At 68.6% G+C, this 20852-nt stretch carries 20 protein-coding genes; 11 read left to right on the forward strand and 9 right to left on the reverse strand.

From position 1 onward, the window contains the following. Positions 1-1084, reverse strand: a 1084-nt coding sequence (gene ald / locus J9611_RS02435; protein ID WP_211877438.1) for an alanine dehydrogenase, incomplete at its 3' end; no start/stop codon positions are given. Positions 1085-1319: 235 nt separating this feature from the next. Between ald and J9611_RS02440 the strand changes: the two genes are divergently transcribed. Further along, positions 1320-2540, forward strand: coding sequence for a PucR family transcriptional regulator (locus J9611_RS02440; protein WP_211877440.1), 1221 nt, complete (start codon positions 1320-1322; stop codon positions 2538-2540). Here J9611_RS02440 and J9611_RS02445 read toward each other — a convergent pair. The 3 genes from J9611_RS02445 to ptsP form a co-directional block, all read right to left on the reverse strand. Continuing rightward, positions 2537-2788 carry a hypothetical protein gene (locus J9611_RS02445; protein WP_211877442.1) on the reverse strand — a complete coding sequence of 84 codons (252 nt, stop codon included), beginning with the start codon at positions 2786-2788 and terminating at the stop codon, positions 2537-2539. The genes J9611_RS02440 and J9611_RS02445 overlap by 4 nt on opposite strands. 119 nt (positions 2789-2907) lie before the next feature. Next, positions 2908-3378, reverse strand: a complete 471-nt coding sequence (locus tag J9611_RS02450; protein ID WP_246527274.1) for a helix-turn-helix domain-containing protein — start codon at positions 3376-3378, stop codon at positions 2908-2910. A 52-nt stretch (positions 3379-3430) separates the two neighbouring features. Then, positions 3431-5116, reverse strand: a complete 1686-nt coding sequence (ptsP, locus tag J9611_RS02455) for a phosphoenolpyruvate--protein phosphotransferase (RefSeq protein ID WP_211877443.1) — start codon at positions 5114-5116, stop codon at positions 3431-3433. Positions 5117-5298: 182 nt separating this feature from the next. Between ptsP and J9611_RS02460 the strand changes: the two genes are divergently transcribed. Genes J9611_RS02460 through J9611_RS02470 form a run of 3 tightly spaced genes read left to right on the forward strand, consistent with a single transcriptional unit; the run spans position 5299 to position 9231 of the window. Next, positions 5299-6027, forward strand: a complete 729-nt coding sequence (locus J9611_RS02460; RefSeq protein WP_211877445.1) for a TetR/AcrR family transcriptional regulator — start codon at positions 5299-5301, stop codon at positions 6025-6027. Positions 6028-6085: 58 nt separating this feature from the next. Next, complete coding sequence (locus tag J9611_RS02465; protein ID WP_211877451.1) at positions 6086-8083, forward strand: PTS mannitol transporter subunit IICBA; 1998 nt, start codon at positions 6086-6088, stop codon at positions 8081-8083. Further along, positions 8083-9231 carry a mannitol-1-phosphate 5-dehydrogenase gene (locus tag J9611_RS02470; protein ID WP_211877457.1) on the forward strand — a complete coding sequence of 383 codons (1149 nt, stop codon included), beginning with the start codon at positions 8083-8085 and terminating at the stop codon, positions 9229-9231. The genes J9611_RS02465 and J9611_RS02470 overlap by 1 nt, the downstream gene beginning before the upstream one ends. 451 nt (positions 9232-9682) lie before the next feature. Here the strand turns inward: J9611_RS02470 and J9611_RS02475 are convergent, their stop codons facing one another. The 3 genes from J9611_RS02475 to rraA all read right to left on the reverse strand — a co-directional run bounded on the left by J9611_RS02475 (position 9683) and on the right by rraA (position 13226). Beyond that, positions 9683-10909, reverse strand: coding sequence for a benzoate/H(+) symporter BenE family transporter (locus J9611_RS02475; RefSeq protein WP_211877459.1), 1227 nt, complete (start codon positions 10907-10909; stop codon positions 9683-9685). Between the two features lie 51 nt (positions 10910-10960). Next, entirely contained in the window at positions 10961-12637 is a 1677-nt protein-coding gene (locus J9611_RS02480) for an MDR family MFS transporter (protein WP_211877461.1), read from the reverse strand. 112 nt (positions 12638-12749) lie between these two features. Beyond that, positions 12750-13226 (reverse strand): ribonuclease E activity regulator RraA, encoded by a 477-nt coding sequence (gene rraA / locus J9611_RS02485; RefSeq protein WP_372447747.1) that lies wholly within the window; start codon positions 13224-13226, stop codon positions 12750-12752. 97 nt (positions 13227-13323) lie between these two features. Between rraA and J9611_RS02490 the strand changes: the two genes are divergently transcribed. From J9611_RS02490 to J9611_RS02515, 6 genes are all read left to right on the forward strand, one after another. Beyond that, a complete protein-coding gene (locus J9611_RS02490) occupies positions 13324-14637 on the forward strand; it encodes an MFS transporter (protein ID WP_211877462.1) in 1314 nt (437 codons plus the stop codon). Positions 14638-14823: 186 nt separating this feature from the next. After that, complete coding sequence (locus tag J9611_RS02495; protein WP_211877463.1) at positions 14824-15471, forward strand: helix-turn-helix domain-containing protein; 648 nt, start codon at positions 14824-14826, stop codon at positions 15469-15471. Between the two features lie 298 nt (positions 15472-15769). After that, positions 15770-16981: an NAD(P)-dependent malic enzyme gene (locus J9611_RS02500; protein ID WP_211877464.1), complete on the forward strand. Its 1212-nt coding sequence runs from the start codon at positions 15770-15772 to the stop codon at positions 16979-16981. 147 nt (positions 16982-17128) lie between these two features. Next, positions 17129-17629 carry a DUF456 domain-containing protein gene (locus J9611_RS02505; protein ID WP_211877465.1) on the forward strand — a complete coding sequence of 167 codons (501 nt, stop codon included), beginning with the start codon at positions 17129-17131 and terminating at the stop codon, positions 17627-17629. 30 nt (positions 17630-17659) lie between these two features. Continuing rightward, positions 17660-18640: a hypothetical protein gene (locus J9611_RS02510; RefSeq protein WP_211877466.1), complete on the forward strand. Its 981-nt coding sequence runs from the start codon at positions 17660-17662 to the stop codon at positions 18638-18640. Between the two features lie 103 nt (positions 18641-18743). After that, positions 18744-19100: a nuclear transport factor 2 family protein gene (locus tag J9611_RS02515; protein WP_246527275.1), complete on the forward strand. Its 357-nt coding sequence runs from the start codon at positions 18744-18746 to the stop codon at positions 19098-19100. 71 nt (positions 19101-19171) lie between these two features. Here J9611_RS02515 and J9611_RS02520 read toward each other — a convergent pair whose 3' ends face one another. Continuing rightward, a complete protein-coding gene (locus J9611_RS02520; protein ID WP_211877467.1) occupies positions 19172-19867 on the reverse strand; it encodes a LysE family translocator in 696 nt (231 codons plus the stop codon). A gap of 118 nt (positions 19868-19985) precedes the next feature. Between J9611_RS02520 and J9611_RS02525 the strand changes: the two genes are divergently transcribed. Further along, positions 19986-20441, forward strand: a complete 456-nt coding sequence (locus tag J9611_RS02525) for an Lrp/AsnC family transcriptional regulator (protein WP_211877469.1) — start codon at positions 19986-19988, stop codon at positions 20439-20441. 163 nt (positions 20442-20604) lie between these two features. Here J9611_RS02525 and J9611_RS02530 read toward each other — a convergent pair. Beyond that, positions 20605-20852 (reverse strand): HNH endonuclease signature motif containing protein (locus tag J9611_RS02530; RefSeq protein WP_211877471.1); only part of this gene is annotated, 248 nt, incomplete at its 5' end.

A 20852-nucleotide genomic window follows, 5' to 3' on the forward strand; every position in this document is an offset into this window, starting at 1 on the left:
GGGGCAGGTTGTGCGCCTCGGAAACCGAGCGGTGGGCGACCTTGCCGGCGGCGATGTTCAGGCCGGCGGCCAGGGCGGCGTCGCGCTCAAACGCGGCAGAGACGCCCATGTTGGCCAGTGCCACGCCGTAGCGCAGCGTGACGTTGGTCAGCGCATAGGTGGAGGTGTTCGGGACGGCGCCGGGCATGTTGGCCACGCAGTAGAAGACCGTGTTGTGGACCTTGTAGGTGGGTTCCTGGTGCGTGGTCGGGTGCGTGTCCTCGAAGCAGCCGCCCTGGTCCACGGCGATGTCCACCAGCACGGAGCCGGGCTTCATCCGGGACACGAGTTCGTTGCTGACGAGCTTGGGCGCCTTGGCGCCCGGGATCAGCACGGAGCCGATCACGAGGTCGGCGTCGACGACGGACTTGTCGATCTCGTAGGCGTTGGACGCGACTGTCTTCAGGCGGCCCTGGTACTGGGCGTCCAGTTCGCGCAGGCGGTTGATGTTGATGTCCAGGATGGTCACGTCGGCGCCGAGGCCCAGGGCCATGGCGGCGGCGTTGGTTCCGGCCACGCCGGCGCCGAGCACGACGACCTTGGCGGGGCGGACGCCCGGCACGCCGCCGAGCAGCACGCCCTTGCCGCCGGCAGGTGCCATCAGGGACGCGGCGCCGACCTGCACGGACAGGCGGCCGGCAACCTCGGACATCGGGGCGAGCAGCGGCAGGGTGCGGCCCTCCTGGACGGTCTCGTAGGCGATCGCGGTGACGCCGGTGTTGATGAGTTCCTGGGTCAGGTCCGGCTCGGCGGCCAGATGCAGGTAGGTGAAGAGGATGAGGCCCTTGCGGAAGCGGTGGTATTCGGCCTTGACCGGTTCCTTGACCTTCATGACCATGTCCGCGCGGGCCCAGACGTCGTCGGCTTCGGCGACGATCTCCGCGCCGGCGATGGCGTATTCCTCGTCCGTGATGCCGGAGCCCAGGCCCGCCCCGCGCTCCACGAGGACGCTGTGCCCATGGGTGCGGAATTCGTGAACGCCCGCGGCCGTGATGGCGACGCGGAATTCGTTGTTTTTGATCTCTTTGGGAACACCGATGATCATTTTTTGGCTCCAGTGCTGTCGGCCTGATGGGCCTGGTTGTCCGGGGGATGTTGTGCTTCCAGAATAGTTCCGCTTGTGAGCCGGGCAACAAGGCCGGACGGCGGCCGGGACCGTCCTTCCGCGCGTTTCCAAGGTTTTTGAGATATTGCATTAGACATTTGTCGAGCCAGCGAGCGTCAGGTGTCGCCTGCTGTCCGCTCGCCCCGGACCGGGCGGGGGCAGTAGTCTTGGCAGCATGCAGCAGCCGGATGTGGAGCAGCTCGTGGAGCAGGTGGCGCTGAAGCTGGGCCGCGGCCTCTCGCTCGAGGACCTCGACGGCCTCCTCCTCGCCTACAGCTCCAACCAGTCCCACGCGGACCGGGTCCGGGTGAACTTCCTGCTCAGCAAGCGGGTGGCCGTGGATGTCAGTGCCTGGCAGCTCTCGCACGGCATCGCGACGGCGGTGCGTCCCGTCGTCGTGCCGGCGAACGAGGAACTGGGCATGCTGGGCCGGGTCTGCGTGCCGCTGCTGGTGCGCGGCTTCCGGGTGGGGTACCTCTGGGTCCAGTTGGACGCCGACGAGCCCGGCGCGGCCCCGGTCCTCGCCCGGCTGCCGGAGGTGGGACGCGAGGTGGAGCAGCTGTCCGCCCTGCTGCTGGACTCCAACACGGCCGAATCAGAGTTCCGCCGCCGCCGCGAACAGGAGTTCCTGGCCGCCTGCGCCGGCGAGGCGAATGCGGTGGCAGCCGTGGCCGGCTGGAAGGAAGTGCAGGGCCGCGGGCCCTGGCAGCTCGTGACCGTGCTCGACGCCGACGGCTGGGCCGAAGGCGCGGACCCCATCGCCTCCACGCTGATCCACCGGTCCGCGGCGCTGCAGGCCACGGTGGGGGTGGACGCCGCCCTGTTCAGCGCCGGCACCGAAACCCACGCCGTCGTACTCTTCAAGGAATCGCCCGGCCGGGCGGACCACGCCCAGGTCCTGGTCCACTACCAGCTGGAACTTGCTAAACGCTCGGGGCGGACCGTCCGGAGGATCATCCTCGGCGCGTCCGAGGGCTTCGCAAAGCCCCGTGAAATCGCCGAGGCCTACCGGCAGTCGAGACTGGCCGCCCAGGCCGCGGCGGTGGACCCCCAGCTGGGGGAACTGGTCGACTGCCGCGCCACGGGCCTCTACCAGCTCCTGGCCTCGGCGGGCGGCGGTGCGGGGGCATGGGCGGACGCGGGATCCGTGTACTTCCGCCTGCTCGAGGACCACGACCGCAACGGCGAGCTGCTGCCTGTCCTGGAGCTGTTCTATGACAATGACGGCTCGGTCCAGGAGGTCGCGACCAAGCTGCACCTGCACCGGAGCAGCATCTACAACCGGCTGGGCAGGATCCGCCAGCTGCTGGGGGTGGATCCGCTGAAGGGGAGGGTGCGGCTGGAACTTCACGCGGCCCTCAAGGCGCGGCGCTGGGCGGCCCGGCCGCGGATCTAGGACGGGTCCCGGTACGGCCTGTGCTCTGCGGTGTGCTCTGCTGCGCGGTCCGCCTCGGGGCCGCGGGCGGCGTCCCGCGGTGTTTCCCGTGTTGCCTCCCGCGCTGTTCCCCGCGCTGTTCTTCGCCGGAGGCGCGTAATCCGGCTGTCCGTCCATAAGGAGACGGCCACGAAGGCGACGCAACTGGACATGAAGGTGGCTGTGTTGTTCAGCCCCATGGCGGTCCCGAGGACGTATGTGAGCACCATGGCGGCAATGCCGGCCGCGATATGCCACCCTCTGAATTTACCCACCATTCAAGCGTAACCCCGGGCCCATACGCGTTTCCGCGCCGCGCAGGGATCGTTGCTTGATCCTTATCACCGCGTCACGAACCATCCGTACCGCTGTCATTCCCGCCGGTGGCGGCACTGGCTGTGGCACCGGCTCCGGCCCCGGCTGTTGCACTGTCTCCGACCCCCTCCGCAGGAGCGTTCTTTTTCTGCGTTTCGAGCCATGCCATGATATCTGCGAGCCGGATCCGCCGGTGCGTGCCCCGGTATTCCACCGGGATCTCGCCGCGGTCGGTCATGTTCCGCAGATAAGTGTGCGAGATGCCGGCCAGTTCCGCCGCCCGGGACGTGGTCAGCATTTCCTCGACGCTGCTGACCGTCACGGCCTCGCCCCGGCTGAACCGGTTGAGCAGGTCGACGACAGCGTCCCTCGCCTCGGGCGGCAGCCGGTGCACGGTGCCGTCCACGAACACCGTGATGTCGTGGCTGCCGCTGAGCGCGTACTGGAGTTTCTGCGCGTCCTCGGCAGGAAGGCCGGCCGTCACCCGGGGTGCTATCAGTGCCATGGCTGAATCCTAGCGCGGCCGGCCTCCGGGGGCGCCCGCATCCCGGCCCGCCCTACAGGCCGAGCTCCTCCAGCACCGGCAGCTTCTCCCGGACCCAGGCCCGCGCCTCGGCGGCGCTCGGCGCGGACAACGCCAGTTTGGCCAGCTCCTGCGCCTCGGCCAGCGTGACCGTTTTCAGCACGGCCGCGACGGCCGCGAGGGAGCGCGCCGTCATGGACAGCGTGGTGACGCCCAGCCCGGTGAGGACGACGGCGAGGGCAGGGTCCGCGGCGGCCTCGCCGCAGACTCCCACGGGCTTGTTGTGGCCTTCAGCCGCCGATCCCTCGACCGTGAGGCCCACCAGCCGCAGCACGGCAGGCTGCCAGGGCGTGTTCAGCGCGGCGAGGGGGCCGAGCTGGCGGTCGGCTGCCATGGCGTACTGGGTAAGGTCGTTGGTGCCCAGGCTCGCGAAGGCCACCTCCCGGAGGATGGCCTCGGCGGTGAGGGCCGCCGACGGCACCTCCACCATGACGCCCGGTGTCCGGATGCCGGCCGCGGCGCACAGCGAGGCGAACCGGGCGGCCTCCTCCGCGGTGGAGATCATCGGCGCCATGACCCAGACATCGGCCGCGGATTCCTGCTCGGCGCGGGCGATGGCCTGCAGCTGGCGCTCCAGCACGCCCGGGGTGGTGAAGTCCGTGCGGTAGCCGCGGACACCCAGGGCCGGGTTGGGTTCGGTGGCGTCGGTGAGGAAGGGCAGGGGCTTGTCCGCGCCGGCGTCGAGCGTCCGGAGGACCACCTTCCTGCCCGGGAAGGCGTCGAAGACGCCCTTGTAGGCTGCGGCTTGTTCCTCCACCGTGGGCTCGGTGTCCCGCTCGAGGAAACAGAACTCGGTCCGGAACAGCCCGACGCCCTGCGCGTTGAGGCCCGCGGCGGCCACGGCATCCTTCGCCCCGCCGACATTTGCGAGGAGCGGAACGAGGTGGCCGTCCGCCGTCGAACCCGTGCCGTCAAAAGCCGCCAGCAGCGAGGCTGTGGTGGCCCAGGCCGCTGCCGCGGCCCGCTCGGATTCGTCGGGATCCGCCGTGATGATGCCGGCGGCGCCGTCCACATAGACCTCCGTGCCGTCCGGAAGCTGGTCGACGCCGGCCGCGGCCACCACGGCAGGCAGGCCCAGGGAGCGGGCAATGATCGCGGTGTGGGACTGCGGGCCGCCGCCGGCGGTGAGGAGGGCCAGGACCTTTTCCGGATCGAGCGTCGCGGTGTCCGCCGGGGCCAGATCCTCCGCGATCAGGATGAACGGGGTGGCGGAAACCGGGATGCCGGGGGCCGGCACGCCGCGCAGCTCGGCGACGATCCGGGCGCGGACGTCCAGGACGTCGGTGGCGCGCTCGGCCATGTAGCCGCCCAGGTTGTGGAGCATTTCCGAAACCGAGGCGCCGGCCTCCCAGATGGCGCGCTGGTTGGATGCGCCGCGGCCGATCAGCTTGGCGGCGGACTTGAGCAGCATGGTGTCCGTGGCCATGAGCGCCGTCGCTTCAAGGACGGCCTTGCCGTCGCCGCTGACCGTCCCGGCCCGGGCCCTGAGCTCGTCGTGGACGGACTTCGCGGCCGTCTTGAGCGCTGCGGTGGCCTCCTCCGCGGTGACACCGGCCGGCAGCTGATCGCCCGCCGGGGGCTCGCTGACCGGTTTGGGCATCTGGCGGATGGTGCCGATGACGCGGCCGGGGCTGACGCCCACTCCTGGGAAGTTCTGCACTGAAGGTCCTCATTCTCTGCTGTAGACAGTAAGCCGGTTCGCAAGCAGCGCCGCCGAACCGCTGGTCCGGGCCGATCCTTCCGGTCCGCTGACGGCTACGTCAGCCGGCGGATCGCGGCACCTGGAAAAAGTGTATGTGATGCACTTCATATAGCGTTGCTATAGGTGCTAGGGTAGCGGTTATGAGTTTCGATGGCCAGCTTCCGCCCAAAGTGAGGCTGTTGCGCGCAGCGGCGGAGTTGCTGGCCGCCTCCGGCGGATCGGCGGTCTCCACCCGCCAGATCACCCAGCTGGCAGGCGTCACTGCCCCTACCCTCTACCACCACTTCGGTGACAAGGAAGGGCTGTTCGATGCCGTCATCGCCGCGGGTTTTGAGGAATTCGTGGCGGACGAACGTGACTTCGCGCCGTCCGGGCAGCCGCTGGAGGACATCCGGCGGATGTGGGACAACCATGTGCAGTTCGGGCTGGACCAGCCGGAACTGTACCTGGTGATGTTTGGCAATATCCGCCCCGAGAGCCGTCCGGTCATCGTCGCCGATGCCGAGGCCCTCATGGAGGAGATGCTGAACAAGGCCGCGGTCGCCGGCCAACTCAACGTCCCGCCCAAGGAGGCGGCCAGGAGCATCCTGGCGGCCAATGTGGGCATGACGCTCATGCTGATCACGGAAAAGGCGCCGGAGCGCAATCTCGAGCTGTCCGCCATGACCCGTGACGCCATGATCTTTGCGGTTTCCACGGAGCAGGCCAGGGACAGCGGCCCCGAAGATACCGGGAAATCGTCGGTGGTCGTGGCGGCCATCGCTTTGAACGCGGCGCTCCAGGTGTCCAACTCGGACCAGCTCTCCAGCTCGGAACTCAAGCTGTTCCTCGAATGGCTCCACCGGATCTCCACCAGCTCCACCAGCTAGCTTGTCGAAATTATCGGATCATCCTGCGCTGCCGCAGGAATGACGGTTAGGAAATCACATGGCAACAGAGAGAGTTGCAAAGCCCAGGACCAGCGTGCGGGTTGGCGTCCAGAAGTTCGGGACGTTCCTGTCCGGCATGATCATGCCCAACATCGGGGCGTTCATCGCCTGGGGCATCATCACGGCGCTCTTCATTCCGGCAGGCTTCACGCCCAACGCGGAGCTGGCCAAACTGGTCGGGCCGATGATTACCTTCCTGTTGCCGCTCCTGATCGGCTACACCGGCGGCCGGGCCATCCACGGCATCCGCGGCGGTGTGGTGGGTGCCGCTGCCACCATGGGCGTGATCGTGGGAACCGACATCCCCATGTTCATCGGCGCCATGATCATGGGCCCGCTGACGGCCTGGGTCATGAAGAAGCTGGACAAGATCTGGGAAGGCCGCGTCAAGCCGGGCTTCGAGATGCTGATCGACAACTTCTCCGCCGGCATCGTCGCGGCGGCCTTCGCCATCGTGGGCATGCTCGTGATCGGCCCGGTGGTGAAGGCCTTCAGCAACGGGGCAAGCGCCGTCGTCGAATTCCTGGTCCACAACGGACTGCTGCCGCTGACCAGCATCTTCATCGAGCCCGCAAAGGTCCTGTTCCTCAATAACGCCGTCAACCACGGCATCCTGACCCCGCTGGGCACGGAGCAGGCGCTGGCGCAGGGCAAGTCCATCCTGTTCCTGCTCGAAGCCAACCCCGGTCCGGGCGTGGGCATCCTGCTCGCCTACACGCTCTTCGGCAAGGGACTGGCCAAGGCCTCGGCCCCCGGCGCCGCCCTGATCCAGTTCGTCGGCGGCATCCACGAAATCTACTTCCCCTACGTGCTGATGAAGCCGATCATCATCCTCGCCGCAATCGGCGGCGGCATGACCGGCATCTTCACCCTGGTGCTCACCGGCGCCGGCCTGCGCTCGCCGGCGGCCCCGGGCAGTATCATCGCGGTCTTCGCCGCGACCGCGTCGGACAGCTACTTCGGCGTGGCCCTGTCGGTGCTGCTCGCCGCCACCGTCTCCTTCCTGATCGCCTCGGTGATTCTGAAGTCCAGCAAGGCCCCGGACGAGGAAGAACTCGGCGAAGCGACGTACCGCATGGAAGCGATGAAGGGCAAGAAGAGCTCGGTGTCCTCCGCCCTCACGGGTGCCGCCGGTGCAGGCAGCGTTGCCGTGCTGTCCGGCCCGGTCAAGAACATCGTGTTTGCGTGCGACGCCGGCATGGGCTCCAGCGCGATGGGCGCCTCGGTGCTGCGGAACAAGATCAAGGCTGCCGGGTTCACGGACGTCAAGGTCACGAACTCCGCCATCGCGAACCTCAGCGACACGTACGACGTCGTCATCACCCACCAGGATCTGACCGAGCGGGCCAAGCCCGCAACGGCCAGCGCCGTGCACGTCTCCGTGGACAACTTCATGAACAGCCCGCGGTATGACGAGATCGTGGAGCTGGTGAAGAGCAGCAACGCCCCGGACGAGGCGGCCGCCGCACCGGACGCCGGCGCGGCCAGTGCGGGCGCGGGCGCAGCGGCGGCTGCCGCCGTCGTCACTCCTGCGGAGTCTGCGGAGCCCGAGGAAACCGGTCCGTCCGGCATCCTGGCGCCCGAAAGCGTCGTCCTGGACGGGACGGCCACCACCCGGGACGCCGCCATCGACGAGGCCGGGCAGCTCCTGCTGGACCGCGGCGCCGTCGACTCCGGCTACCTGGATGCCATGCACGAGCGCGAGCAGTCCGTCTCCACCTACATGGGCAGCTATCTCGCCATCCCGCACGGCACCAACGCCGCCAAGGACCACATCATGAAGTCCGCCGTCTCCGTGATCCGCTACCCGAACGGGATCGACTGGAACGGCAACGAGGTCAAGTTCGTGGTGGGCGTCGCCGGGATCAACAATGAGCACCTGCACATCCTGTCCTCGATCGCGAAGGTCTTCACGAACAAGGCACAGGTCGCCCGGCTCGAGGCGGCCACCACGGTCGAGGAAGTCCTGGACCTGTTCGGAAAGGTCAACTCCTAGTGAAGGCTGTCCATTTCGGCGCCGGAAACATCGGGCGCGGCTTTGTGGGGCTGCTGCTGCACGAGGCGGGGTATGAGGTGGTGTTCGCGGATGTCGCGGAGGCCCTGATCACCGAGCTGGCCGCGGCGCACAGCTACGACGTCCACGAGGTGGGGGAGCACCCCACCGTCCGGACGGTGGAGAACTTCCGGGCGCTGAACTCCAGCACCCAGGAGGCGGACGTCATCGCGGAAATCGCGACGGCGGACCTCGTCACCACCGCGGTCGGGCCGCACATCCTCAAGTTCGTCGCTCCCGCGATCGCCAGGGGGATCGCCGTCCGGGCCGCAGGACTGGCTCCGCTGCAGGTGATGGCGTGTGAAAACGCCATCAACGCGACGGACATCCTGAAGTCCGAGGTGGTTGCCCAGTGGGATCCGGCCGCGGGCCCCCTGGATGCTGTGGCCGTGTTTGCGAACACGGCGGTGGACCGGATCGTGCCAAACCAGGAGGCCGGGCAGGGACTGGATGTCACGGTGGAGACCTTCTATGAGTGGGTCATCGACCGCACCCCGTTCGCGGGCAAGGAACCGGCCATCCCCGGGGCGACGTTCGTGGACGACCTGGAGCCGTACATCGAGCGGAAACTGTTCACGGTGAATACCGGGCACGCCGCGGCCGCCTACTTCGGCTTCGATTCCGGCCTCGGCAAGATTTCCGAGGCCATGGCCGATCCCGACGTCGCCGCCGATGTGCGCGCCGTCCTGGACGAGACCAAGGAGCTGCTGGTGGCCAAGCATGGCTTCAGCCGGGACGAGCAGGAGGCGTATGTCCAGAAGATCCTGGGCCGCTTCTCCAACCCGCACCTGCCAGACACCGTGAACCGGGTGGGCCGCGCGCCGCTGCGCAAGCTCAGCCGGCACGAACGCTTCATCGGCCCGGCGGCGGAGCTGGCCGAACGGGGGATCGTCCCGGAAGGGCTGCTCGGTGCGGTCGCCGCGGCCCTGCGGTTCAACGACCCGGCCGACGCCGAAGCCGTGGAACTCACGCAGATCCTGGCCTCCTCCACCCCGGACGAGGCCACGGCGAAGATCACGGGCCTGGCCCCTGACCACCCGCTGTTCGAGGCTGTCTCCACCCTGGTGGAAGAGGCCAAGGCCGCGGTCTGACCGCAGAACCATCGGACCCTCCCTCACTTTTCGGAAGAATCCGGCGGACCCTCCCTCACCTGATGTGCGGGAGGGCCCGTTGCTTAAGCCCCGGATCTGCGGGAGCGCCGGGACATTACGTGCGGAAGGCGAGGGAGGGTCAGGAACGCACGGTCTCGGTTTCGGCGTCGGACATTGCCTTGCGGGACGGGGCTTGGACTCGCGGCCGGCCGCGCAGTTGGGGGAGCACTTCGGCTCGCAGGTGCCGTTCTCCGCCGCTACGTTGCCGGGCACCAACCGCACGTGGTCGAGGCGCCGTCGTCGTTCCTTAGCTGCGTCACTGCGCGCAGACTTTCGACCCGCTGCCGGAGGCGTCCGCTTGGATTTAGGCGGAAAATCGCCGGAAACCGGCCCAGAAGGGCGCCTCCCGTGACGGCGGGCGGCGGGCTGCGGCAGGACCGCCGGGCTGCCCTCAGGCTTTCTTCCCGTAGCGCCGCAGCAGGAGGTAAGCCGCACTCCCTGCCAGCAGTCCCCAAAACGGCGAGACGATGCCCAACGGCGCCAGGCCCGAGGCGGTGACCACAAGGGTGATCAGTGCGGCCTCGGCGGCGAGGGGGTTCGCCTTGAAATCGGACACCGAGTCGATGAGCGAACTCTGGAGCGCTCCCAGCAGTGCCACGCCGGCCAGTGCCGCCATCATTGCGGCGGGCACGGCGGAGAAGAGCGCCACGGCGGTATTGCTGAAGAGACCGAACAGGATGTAGAAGAGTCCGCAGAAGACCCCCGCCATGTAGCGGCGGTCCATGTCCTTATGGGCCTCCGGGCCGGCGCAGATGCCTGTGGTGATGGCTGCCAGGTTGATGCCGTGCGAGCCGAACGGTGCTGACACCAGCCACGCCGCGGAGGCACCGCCGAGGACGAGCCTGTCGTTGACCTTGTAGCCCAGGGTGTCCATCATGGTGAGGCCGGGCCCGTTCTGCCCCGCCATGGTCACGATCACCAGCGGGATGGCGATTCCCATGATGGCCTGGAGGTCAAAGGTCGGCGTGGTCCAGATAGGCCCGGAAAGGTCCAGCGTCAGCGCCGGCAGTGTGGCCTGTCCCGTGAGGGCGCTCAGCAGGGCGCCCACCACGACGGCCAGCAGCACGGCGTAGCGCGGGGTGATGCGCCTGCCGATCAGGAAGGCCAGCACCAGCCCTCCCGCCACGAGGGGGGAGGTGACGACGGCGCCGGCGGCCCTGAGGGCGAAGGGCAGCAGGACGCCGGCCAGCACCGCCGCCATGACGGGCTTGGGCACCACCGACAAGAGCCGGCCGAACAGCCCGGTCACCCCGATGGCCAGGGACAGCACGGCGGCCACGACGTAGGCGCCGATCGCGTCGCTGTACTCGTAGTTCCCCAGCGCCGTCAGCAGGAGCGCGGCGCCGGGGACCGACCACGCGACCACGATCGGCTGGCGGGTCAGCATGCTGAGGACCACGCACGTGATGCCGCTGGCGACGGCGAGTGACCACACCCAGGATGTGGTCAGCTCGGCGCTCAGGCCCGCACTCTGGGCAGCCTGCAGGACCACCAGCATGGGTCCGGCATACGAAATGGCCACCGCCACGAAGCCCGCCGTTGCGGCTGACAGCGAGAGTGATTTCCTGAGCGGCGGGCGCGCCGGCCGGTGCTCCTTGCCGGTCAGGATGCTGGTCATTGTTGCTCCTCGTCGAGTGGTGGCCGTGCCGCGAATCGTGCCCTATCGAGTCTAATGGGCCGGGACGGCCGCAGTACCGGCCTCCGAACCCGCCGCGTCCGGCGACGCCTTCGGGTCGGTGAGCTTCTTCTTCGGCAGCGCGAAGCTGATCAGGAAGGCCACACCGGTGAGCGCGGCGGCGGTCAGCATCACGGCGTCGATCGACTGGGCAAAACCCTCGGTGATGGGCCGGATCAGCGTCGGGTTCGCGGAGTGCAGCCAGCTCGTGTCGTTGAGTGAATCGTTGCTGGCACCGTTCTTGAAGAAGGCGTAGAGCTTCGCGTTGGCGGGGTCGGCGGCGACGGCGGGATCCCTCAGGACCTTGAGGAAGCCGGCGTCCTGCGCCGCGGCCTTCATCCCGCTGGCGACCTTGTCCGCCGCCAGGGCGAACAGCATGGAGATGAACGCGGCCGTGCCCACGGCACCGCCCATGGAGCGGAAGAACGCGGCCGAGGAGGTCCCCACGCCCATGTCCTTCGCCGGCACCGAGACCTGCATGGCCAGCGTGAGCGGCTGCATGCAGAAGCCCAGGCCCAGGCCGAAGAATACGGCGATGGCACCCGGAACCCACAGCGGGGTATCCGCGCGGAGCGAGAGCCCCATCACGAGGGCGGCTCCGGTCAGGATGGCGGTGCCCATGATGGGGAAGATCCGGTACGTGCCCGACGCCGAAATGGTCCGGCCCGCGGTGATGGAGCCGAAGAGGATGCCCGCCGTGAAGGTGATCATCATCAGGCCGGCCTCGGTGGGGGTCAGGCCCTTGACCAGCTGCAGGTACATCGGAAGCATCGCGATGGCCCCGAACATGCCGATGCCGATGATGAAGTTCAGCAGTGAGGACAGGCCGAAGGTGATGTTCCGGAAGAGGCGCAGCGGGATCAGGGCGTAGTCGCCGGCACGCTTCTCGAGGAAGAGGAACGCCGCGATGCCCACGATGCCGAGGCCGACGCAGAGCAGGGAGCTCACCGAGGTCCAGCCCCAGCTGCGCCCCTGCTCAGCCACCAGCAGCAGCGGAACGATCGCCAGGGTGATGGCGGCGGCGCCCCAGTAGTCGATCTTCTGCTTCACGTGCTTGGCCGGCAGGTGCAGGTAGAGGAACACCACGGCCAGTGCCGCGAGGCCGATCGGCAGGTTGATGAAAAACACCCAGCGCCAGCCGTCGAAGCCGAGGATGTTGGCCGAGCCGGCGAAGGCGCCGCCGATGACGGGGCCCAGCACCGAGGAAATGCCGAACACGGACATGAAGTAGCCCTGGAACTTGGCGCGGTCCTTCAGGGCCACGATGTCCCCGATGATGGTCAGGGCGAGGGCGAGCAGGCCGCCGGCGCCCATGCCCTGGATGCCGCGGGCAATGGCGAGTTCGGTCATGGAGTGGACCGAGCCGGCGTACAGCGAACCGGCGAGGAAGATCAGGATCGCGGCCAGGTAGAGCGGGCGGCGGCCGAAGATGTCGCTGAGCTTGCCGTACAAAGGGGTGCTCACCGTGGAGGTGATCAGGTATGCCGTGGTGGCCCATGCCTGCAGCGAGAGACCGTCGAGGTCGTTGGCGATGGTGTAGATCGAGGTGGACACGATGGTCTGGTCCAGCGAGGCCAGGAACATGCCGAGCATGAGTCCGACCATGACGGTGATGGTCTGGCGCGGGGTCAGGACCGCGCCGGGGGCGCGCACAGAGGTGGTTTTGGACATGGCCGCTCCAATGGGGAAGTTCTGGGATAAAGCTGATAGTTGCTTTCGGTAACTATGCTACTGGCTCCTTTATTCCCCCGACGCCCTTTCCCCGGCATCCCGCCAGGGAAACTCAGCGCTCGACCAGGATCCCGTCCGGGTCGCACCAGATCATGACGCCCGGGCGGACCGTGACGCCGCCGATCTCCAGTTCCACGCCGCTCTCCCCGGCGCCGGCCTTGGCGCTCTTGCGCGGGTTGCTGCCGAGCGCCTTGACCCCAAGGGGTAGTTCGGCGAGGGCGGCACGGTCCCGGACAGCGCCGTTGATAACGACGCCGGCCCAGCCGTTCGCGACGGCGCTCGCCGCGATCAGGTCCCCCATCAATGCAGTGCGGAGGGAACCGCCGCCGTCGACCACCAGGACGGAGCCGTCGCCGGGCAGCGCCAGGGTGGCCTTGACCAGGGCGTTGTCCTCGAAGCACCGGATGGTCCGGACCGGGCCGCTGAAATGCGAATGCCCGCCCAGCGACTGGAACTGCAGCGGGACGGAGTCGAGCTCCTCGCCGCGTTCGTCGTAGAGGTCGGCGGTATTGACGGGGGAAGCGTGCACGGGTACTCCTTGGCGCGGGGAATGGGGGCGGACCTTGATCCCCACCATAGTCTGGCCCACACTGATTCATCAGTCCGCTTCGTCCGTCTGGGGGCACATGAGCTTCTCCGATCCGCCTGCAACTCCGGACCCCGCCCTGGCGAGCCAGGCTGACGGCCAGGTCCCGGCGGCGTCGCTCGCCGAACCGGAGCGGCGCGTACGCCCGGTCTGGATCGCAGGCGTCGTGCTGGTCAACATCGGCATCAACACGGCGTTCTTCGGACCGATCCAGGTGCTGCTCGGGCAGCAGGCGGCAGCCTTCAGCGAGGGGGACAAGGAGGCCATCCTTGCCCTCGTGACTGGTGCGGGCGCCGCGGTATCGCTCGTGGCCAATCCCCTGTTCGGAGCGTTCAGCGACCGGACAGCCTCGCGCCTTGGCCGCCGGGTGCCGTGGGTCCTCGTCGGTGCCGTGCTCGGCGCAGCGGCCCTCATCGCCCTGGCCGGGGCGCCAAGCGTCGCCGTCATGACGCTGCTCTGGTGCCTTGTGCAGGCCGGCTGCAACGGCGCGTACGCGGCCGTCACCGCAGCCATCCCGGACCGCGTACCGGTGCCGCAGCGCGGCACGGTGGGCGGACTCGCGGCCATGGGCCAGACGGTCGGGATCCTGCTCGGCGCCGTGATCGCCGCCTCCGTGGCGGGCAACTACGCCGTGGGCTACCTGATCTGCGCTGCGGCGCTGCTCGCCGGCGTCGTACTGTATTTCTTCCGGAACGACGACGTCCCGCTTCCTGCCCAGGCGCGTCCGCCGTTCAGCCTGGCCGGCTTCGTGAAGGGCTTCTGGATTTCCCCGGCGCTGTATCCGGACTTCGCGTGGGCCTGGCTGACCCGGCTGCTGGTGAACATCGGCAACCACATGGTCACCCTGTACCTGCTGTACTTCCTCCAGGACGCCGTCCATGTCCGGGAGACGCAGGGCATTACACCGGAGTCCGGCGTGCTGGTCCTCACCGGCCTCTACGCCGTCATGGTGATCATCACGAGCGTGATCGGCGGCCGCCTGAGCGACCGCGCGGGCAAACGGAAACCGCTCGTCATCCTCTCTTCGCTCATCATCGCCGCGGCCTCGCTCATCCTTGCCTTCGCGCCGACCTGGGCCGGCGCGCTGATCGGCGCCTCCGTGCTCGGCATCGGCTTCGGCTGCTACCTGGCCGTGGACTTCGCCCTGATAACCCAGGTGCTGCCTACCGCGCTGCACCGCGGCAAGGATCTGGGCATCATCAACATCGCCAACTCGCTGCCCCAGGTGCTCGCCCCGCTCATCGCGTTTCCCTTCGTGGTGCTCTGGGGAGGGTACGTTTCGCTGTACGTGGCGGCTGCGGTGATCGGCCTCCTGGGCGCCGTGTTCGTGGTCAAGATCAGGGGTGTCGACTGAGCCGCCGGGACGGCCGCCGTGGCGGCTCCTGGGGCGGCTCCCCCGGGAGCGTAGACGCCGGCGGTGCCGCTGTTTGACCGGGTTCCGGCCCTCTGTTGTGGCGTATAGTTGACGGGAATTGCCGCGGCAGCGCCAGTGGGGGAACCCCTCCCGGCTGCCGAGAAAACCGACCCCGGAACGCTGCTGATGCCTGAATTTCACTCAGATCTTCCTCCGATGGCCCCTCCACCCACCCTGCCCAGGCAACGGCTCCGCTACACCCGGATTCTTGAGGTTGCGGCGGGATTCGCACGCAAAGGCCTCGACTCGGTGGTGCTCTCCGAAGTGGCGGCCAAGGCGGATGTTCCGCTGGGGACGCTGTACCGCTATTTCCCGTCCTCCACCCAGCTCGTGCTGGCGCTCTACCGCAAGCAGCTCGGGGAGCTTCTTGCCGGCAGCTCGCAGGCGGCCGGAGGTGCCGCTCCCGGAAGCGCCGCCCCCGGACGCGCCGCTCCCGGAGGCGTCCCAGCCGGGAAGGTCCTGGCCCACGCCCTCGTCGGGGTTGTGATGGAGATCTTCCACATGCGTCTCATGCAGCCCGCCGTGGAGCAGTGCCTCAACCGGGCGGTCTACGTCAAGGACACGGACACCACACGGCTGCTCCGCGATATCGACTCCATTGCGGAGAAGGCGGTGACGGCCGTGAGCGGCGACGCCGCCGTCGCCCGGGTCCTGTTGCTGACGGTCACGGGGCTGGTCCAGGCCGTCCGCTGCCGCCGCTTGTCACTGTTCGAGGCCGAGGAGGACCTGAAGAAGGCCTGTTCGCTGCTGTCGCGCGCCCGTTCCGGCGCGTAACTGGTCTAGACCAGCGAGGCCTGCGGGCCGGAGAAATCATCGAATTCCGGTGATTTGACTCACCGAAAACGTAGGATAAACGTTTCACCACCGGCAGGGATGTGTCCTGCGGCACTTCGCCGGGGTGCGGTTTGTTTACCATTGCAGGACAAAGGGCGGCCCGCCGCCAGCAGTGCCGGAGCTTCACCGCAGACCCGCCATCCCCGGGGCCTGCCGATGTTCCCAGACCATCTTGAGCATCCCTGTGCTTGAGCCACCATGAGCCCTACGCCCACGATGAGCCCCAGGAGACAACGAAGTGTCCACTGAAACGACCATTCCCGCCGGCACCACTTCCCCCGCAGAGCCGGTAGCCGCGCTCAGCGACGAGGAAATCTTCGCATCCCACCAGGGTGGCAAGCTTTCGATTTCCAGCACGGTCCCGCTCGCCAGCAAGCGCGACCTGTCCATTGCCTACACCCCCGGCGTCGCCCAGGTCAGCCGGGCCATCCACGCCAACCCCGAGTTGGCCAAGACCCTCACCTGGGCCCAGCGCCTCGTCGTCGTCGTCAGCGACGGCACGGCGGTCCTGGGCCTCGGCGACATCGGTGCCAGCGCCTCGCTGCCCGTCATGGAGGGCAAGTCCGCCCTGTTCAAGGCCTTCGGCGAGCTGGACTCCATCCCGCTGGTGCTCAACACCACCGACGTCGACGAGATCGTCGAGACCCTGGTCCGGCTGCGCCCGAGCTTCGGCGCCGTCAACCTCGAGGACGTCTCGGCCCCGCGGTGCTTCGAGCTGGAGGATAAGCTCATCGAGGCACTCGACTGCCCCGTCATGCACGACGACCAGCACGGCACCGCCGTCGTGGTCCTGGCCGCACTGACAGGTGCCGCGAAGGTGACCGGCCGCGAACTCGAGAAGCTGCGCGTCGTCGTCTCGGGGGCCGGCGCGGCAGGCATCGCCGTCGCCCAGATGCTCCTGGCCGCCGGCATCACGGACGTGGTCCTGCTGGACTCACGCGGCGTGATCAACAGCGACCGCGCGGACATCGCCGCGGACCAGGCCAGCAAGAAGGCCCAGCTGGCCGCACTCGGCAACCCGCGCGGCGTCTCCGGCGGCCCCGCCGAGGCGCTCACCGGCGCCGACGTGTTCGTCGGCGTCTCCTCCTCCAAGCTGGATGAGGAGCACCTGAAGCTGATGAGCCAGGACTCGATCGTTTTCGCCCTGTCCAACCCTGACCCCGAAGTCCTGCCGGAGGTCGCACACCGGTACGCGGCCGTCGTCGCCACCGGGCGCAGCGACTTCCCGAACCAGATCAACAACGTCCTGGCGTTCCCCGGCATCTTCCGCGGAGCCCTCGACGCCGGCGCCCGCCGGATCACCCCGGCGATGAAGCTGGCCGCGGCCCGCGCCATCGCTGCCCTGGCAGCGGAAGACCTCTCCGCCGACTACATCGTGCCCAGCCCGCTGGACCCGCGGGTCGCTCCGGCCGTGTCCGCCGCCGTCGCCGCGGCGGTTGAAGCGGAGTAGTTTCCACAACGCGGACACCGGATACGGCACACTGCACACCGGACGACGACGGCGGGGCCTCCTTGGGGAGGCGCCGCCGTCGCCGATTAATTTCCGGATGGTTGGTCCGGCGGGCTGAACCGCAACGCCGGCCCCTAGACTGGGGCGATGAACCCCCAGACCGTCGTGACGGTCCTCTGCGGCCTCGCCATCCTGGTGGGGGTGGCCGGGACCATCATCCCCGTCCTTCCGGGCAGCATCCTGATCGGCCTGAGCCTGCTGGCCTGGGCCATCTGGGGTGGCGCGGGAACCACCGGCTGGGTGGTGTTCGGCGTCGGCCTTCTCTTCGTGCTGGCCGGGATGGCTGCCGGCGCCGTGCTCACCGGCCGGAAACTCAAGCAGCACAACATCCCCAGCCGTTCGGTGGTGGCGGGGCTGGTCCTGGGCGTCGCCGGACTGTTCCTCATCCCCGTGGTCGGTCTCGTCGTCGGTTTTGCCGCCGGACTCCTGGCCAGCGAATTCCACCGCACTCGCACGTTCCGGACCGCCGTGGCCTCCAGCTGGGCCGCACTCAAAGCCACCGGACTGGGCATGATCGTCGAGTTCGGGCTGGCCTGCCTCGCCGCGAGCACCTGGGTGGTCGGCGTCTGGGTGGCGGCGGTCGCCTGAGACGGCGTGCATGCCTACTAGCATGGGTGCATGACCGCCGGAGCCCCAGAATCCGCACCCCAACACCAAGTCCTGTACCGGGACACCCGTGACCTCACGCCCTTCCGCGGCGCGGCGGTGCGGACGCCCGTGCGCGGTCTCGCCGACGGCGTGGGCGGCCTGGTCTCCGGCGTCCTGGCCGGACGGATCCGCGGCGCCGTGGCCGTGGAGGGCCCGGTGCCGAAGCTTGGCAGGATGCCCGGCAAGGCGGCCAAGGCCGTGCACGGCGCCGTCTTCGGCAGTGCCGATCCGGACCGACTGATTGCCCTGGCCCGCGCCTTCCCCGGCTGGGCCGGGCTCTGCTACCTCATGGCCGGGCTGCTGGCCTACTCGCACGGGGGCCACCTGCGCGCCGCCGAACTGCTCCAGCGCGGCCTCTCCACCAGGAACGACGCCGACGCCAACCGCTTTGCCTCCGCGTGCCTCTCCGGGGTGCTCACCCGCGTGGCAGTCGCCGAAAGAATCGAGGTCCCGGTGCTGTTCAGCGAGGAGGCGGTCTTCCTCGCCCTGTCGCATTCGCTGCGGGAGACCGGGGAGGCGGAGGCCGCGCTGGCGGCGTTGACCGGGCTACCGCCGTCGTTGCCCCTTGCCCTGGCACGCTGTGCGCTGGCGGCCGCGCTGGGACGCGATGCCGAGGTGGCAGCGGATACCGAGGGGCTGCTCAACGGCGACGACCTCTCGGCTGCGCTGCTGCTGGTGCGGGCCCGCTCGCTGCGCAGGCTCGGGGACTACGCCGCTGCCCGGCCCGCGCTCCAGGAGGTCCTGCGCCGCCGGAAGACCGACTTTTCGCTGCGCTACGATGCCCTGACGGACCGCGCGCTGCTCCTGCTGGACAGCGGACGGAAGTCCCTGAACCCGCGGGAGTGGCCGCGCCGGAAGCCTGCCGAGCTGGAGACTGTGAGGGCCATCCGCAAGGACGCGGAAATGCATGAACTCTGGGACCGGGGATACGGCCAGGCCGACGGCGGCTGACGGCGGCTGACGCGGCGCTCATGGTTTTCCGCCCCAGCCCAGCGGGCCGATCCGCGTATCCGGTACGCTTGCGGGCCCCCGACGCGCGGGGTACAAACGAGGCATGAAAGATGCAGCGGCACGGTGGATGCAGCACTACATCACGGCGTGGGCGTCGAACGAGCCGGAGGATATCCGGGCGCTGTTCACCGAGGACGCCGTCTACGCGACCAGCCCGCACGAACCCGAGCCATGGACCGGCCGGGAGCAGATCGTCGAACACTGGCTGGGCAGCCGCGACGAACCCGACGACTGGACCTTCGAGTGGAAGCTGCTGGGGGTCGACGGCGGCCGGGCCTTCGTGCAGGGCCTCACCAGCTACCGGGGAAACGGCCGCAGCTACGACAACCTCTGGGTCATCCAGCTCACCGGGGACGGCCGCGCCTCGTCCTTCACGGAGTGGTACATGCAGCGCAAGTAGGGCGGCCGGACGGTGCCGGCGTTGCCGGGTGCCGGCGTCGGCTGTGCTGTGCCGTCCTGTGCCGGACCGTGTCAGCTGTGCCGGACGGCGGCGCCCAGCAGGGGAATCAGCTGTTCGGACAGCAGCACGGCGCCCAGCGCCAGCATGATGACTCCGCTGGCCAGGGTCACGCCCCGGGCGGCCGCGGGCCGGGACTGGAGCAGTTTGCGGGCCAGCAGCGCGACGCAGCTGTAGATGACCGCCACGAGGAGGACGAAGGTCAGGCCCAGCAGCCCGGACTGGACCTGCACGGGAAGCGCGGCCTCGGGACTGACAAACTGCGGGACCAGGGCGACGAAGAACAGCAGGCCCTTCGGGTTGATGCCGCTCGTCCCCATCCCCTGCAGAAAGGTCCGGAACTGGTTCGCCTGCGCCTGTGCCTTCGGTTGTGCCAGCGCTTGCCCCGGAGCGGGGGCTCCGGCGGTTCCGTCGGCGGTGAAGCTGGCGCCGCGCCAGGACCGCAGGGTGGCCACACCGAGCCAGAGCAGGTACGCGGCGCCCGCGACGGTCAGCCAGCCCAGGAGTCCGGGCATCCCCGAGAGCAGCGCCGCCAGCCCGGCCACCATGAGCACGGTGTGGACGACATAGCCACCGCAGAGCCCGGCCACGGCGGGGACGAAGCTGCGGTCCTTCAGCCCGGCGGCGATGGAGTATGCCCAGTCGACGCCGGGGGTGCACGCGAGGGCGACGGCAACGGCGATGAAAGCAAGGAAGAGCTGGATGTTCACGGCGGACTCCTGGGGCGCAGGCACCCCCGGCGGGGTACAGGAGTAACTGTACGAAATTTCGCCCCAGAAGTGTTCCCTGATTTAGCGCAGAAACGCCCGGCCTGGGTAAGATTATTGCGTGATTGATGCTATTGATAGAAACATTTTGCGCTACCTTAAAGAGGACGGGCGGATGACGGCGACCGCGCTCGCCGCCAAGGTGGGGCTCACGGTGGCGCCCTGCCATCGCCGGCTGCGGGATCTGGAGGCCTCCGGCGTCATCCGGGGCTACCGCGCGGACATCGATCCGTCCGCCGTCGGGCTTGGTTTCGAGGCGATCGTTTTCGCCACGCTCCGGCAGGTTGACCGGGCCACGATGGAGATTTTCGAGAACCGGGTCGCGGACAATCCGAACATCGTCGAGGCCCAGCGGCTGTTCGGCTCGCCGGACTACCTGCTCAAGGTCATCGCCGAGGACCTGCCCGCCTACCAACGCTTCTACGACAGCGAGCTGACCTCGCTGCCCGGCGTCGAACGGCTCACTTCAACGCTGGTGATGAAGAACCTCAAGCCCAATACCGGCCCTCCGGTCTAAGCGCGCCGGTCTGGCCTATGATCCCGGCGGTCCCCGGCGGTCCCCGGGGGCACGCGTCCCACGGTTTCTGCAACACGGTGTCTTCTGCGGCACGACGTTTTCTTCGCCGCCAAGGCGGCGGAAGTCCGGGCTACTGCTGTGACAGTCCGCGAACGGGCGGCTTTCATGACCTGAAGTAGCGGTTTCGTCGTGGCATCTGGCGCGGGTCCACATGGGGCGGGGGGATGAACCAGGGGATGCCGGTGCGGACCTGGATGGTCCATTCTTCCTTGTGGACCAGGGCGTGGTGATGTGAGCAGAGGATCGTGCCGTTGTCGGTGCTGGTGGACCCGCCGCGGGACCAGTAGCTGATGTGGTGGGCCTCGCACCAGGGCGCGGGGATGGTGCAGCCGGGGAAGGCGCAGCCCTGGT

Source organism: Pseudarthrobacter albicanus (genome assembly GCF_018224015.1).
GTDB classification, from domain to species: domain Bacteria; phylum Actinomycetota; class Actinomycetes; order Actinomycetales; family Micrococcaceae; genus Arthrobacter; species Arthrobacter albicanus.

What these genes read in the sequence shown, in the direction of transcription:
- J9611_RS02440 (WP_211877440.1), top strand. Translation starts at nt 1,320, where the DNA reads ATGCAGCAGCCGGATGTGGAGCAGCTCGTGGAGCAGGTGGCGCTGAAG.
- J9611_RS02445 (WP_211877442.1), bottom strand. Translation starts at nt 2,788, where the DNA reads ATGGTGCTCACATACGTCCTCGGGACCGCCATGGGGCTGAACAACACA.
- J9611_RS02450 (WP_246527274.1), bottom strand. Translation starts at nt 3,378, where the DNA reads ATGGCACTGATAGCACCCCGGGTGACGGCCGGCCTTCCTGCCGAGGAC.
- J9611_RS02460 (WP_211877445.1), top strand. Translation starts at nt 5,299, where the DNA reads ATGAGTTTCGATGGCCAGCTTCCGCCCAAAGTGAGGCTGTTGCGCGCA.
- J9611_RS02465 (WP_211877451.1), top strand. Translation starts at nt 6,086, where the DNA reads ATGGCAACAGAGAGAGTTGCAAAGCCCAGGACCAGCGTGCGGGTTGGC.
- J9611_RS02475 (WP_211877459.1), bottom strand. Translation starts at nt 10,909, where the DNA reads ATGACCAGCATCCTGACCGGCAAGGAGCACCGGCCGGCGCGCCCGCCG.
- J9611_RS02480 (WP_211877461.1), bottom strand. Translation starts at nt 12,637, where the DNA reads ATGTCCAAAACCACCTCTGTGCGCGCCCCCGGCGCGGTCCTGACCCCG.
- J9611_RS02490 (WP_211877462.1), top strand. Translation starts at nt 13,324, where the DNA reads ATGAGCTTCTCCGATCCGCCTGCAACTCCGGACCCCGCCCTGGCGAGC.
- J9611_RS02495 (WP_211877463.1), top strand. Translation starts at nt 14,824, where the DNA reads ATGCCTGAATTTCACTCAGATCTTCCTCCGATGGCCCCTCCACCCACC.
- J9611_RS02505 (WP_211877465.1), top strand. Translation starts at nt 17,129, where the DNA reads ATGAACCCCCAGACCGTCGTGACGGTCCTCTGCGGCCTCGCCATCCTG.
- J9611_RS02510 (WP_211877466.1), top strand. Translation starts at nt 17,660, where the DNA reads ATGACCGCCGGAGCCCCAGAATCCGCACCCCAACACCAAGTCCTGTAC.
- J9611_RS02515 (WP_246527275.1), top strand. Translation starts at nt 18,744, where the DNA reads ATGAAAGATGCAGCGGCACGGTGGATGCAGCACTACATCACGGCGTGG.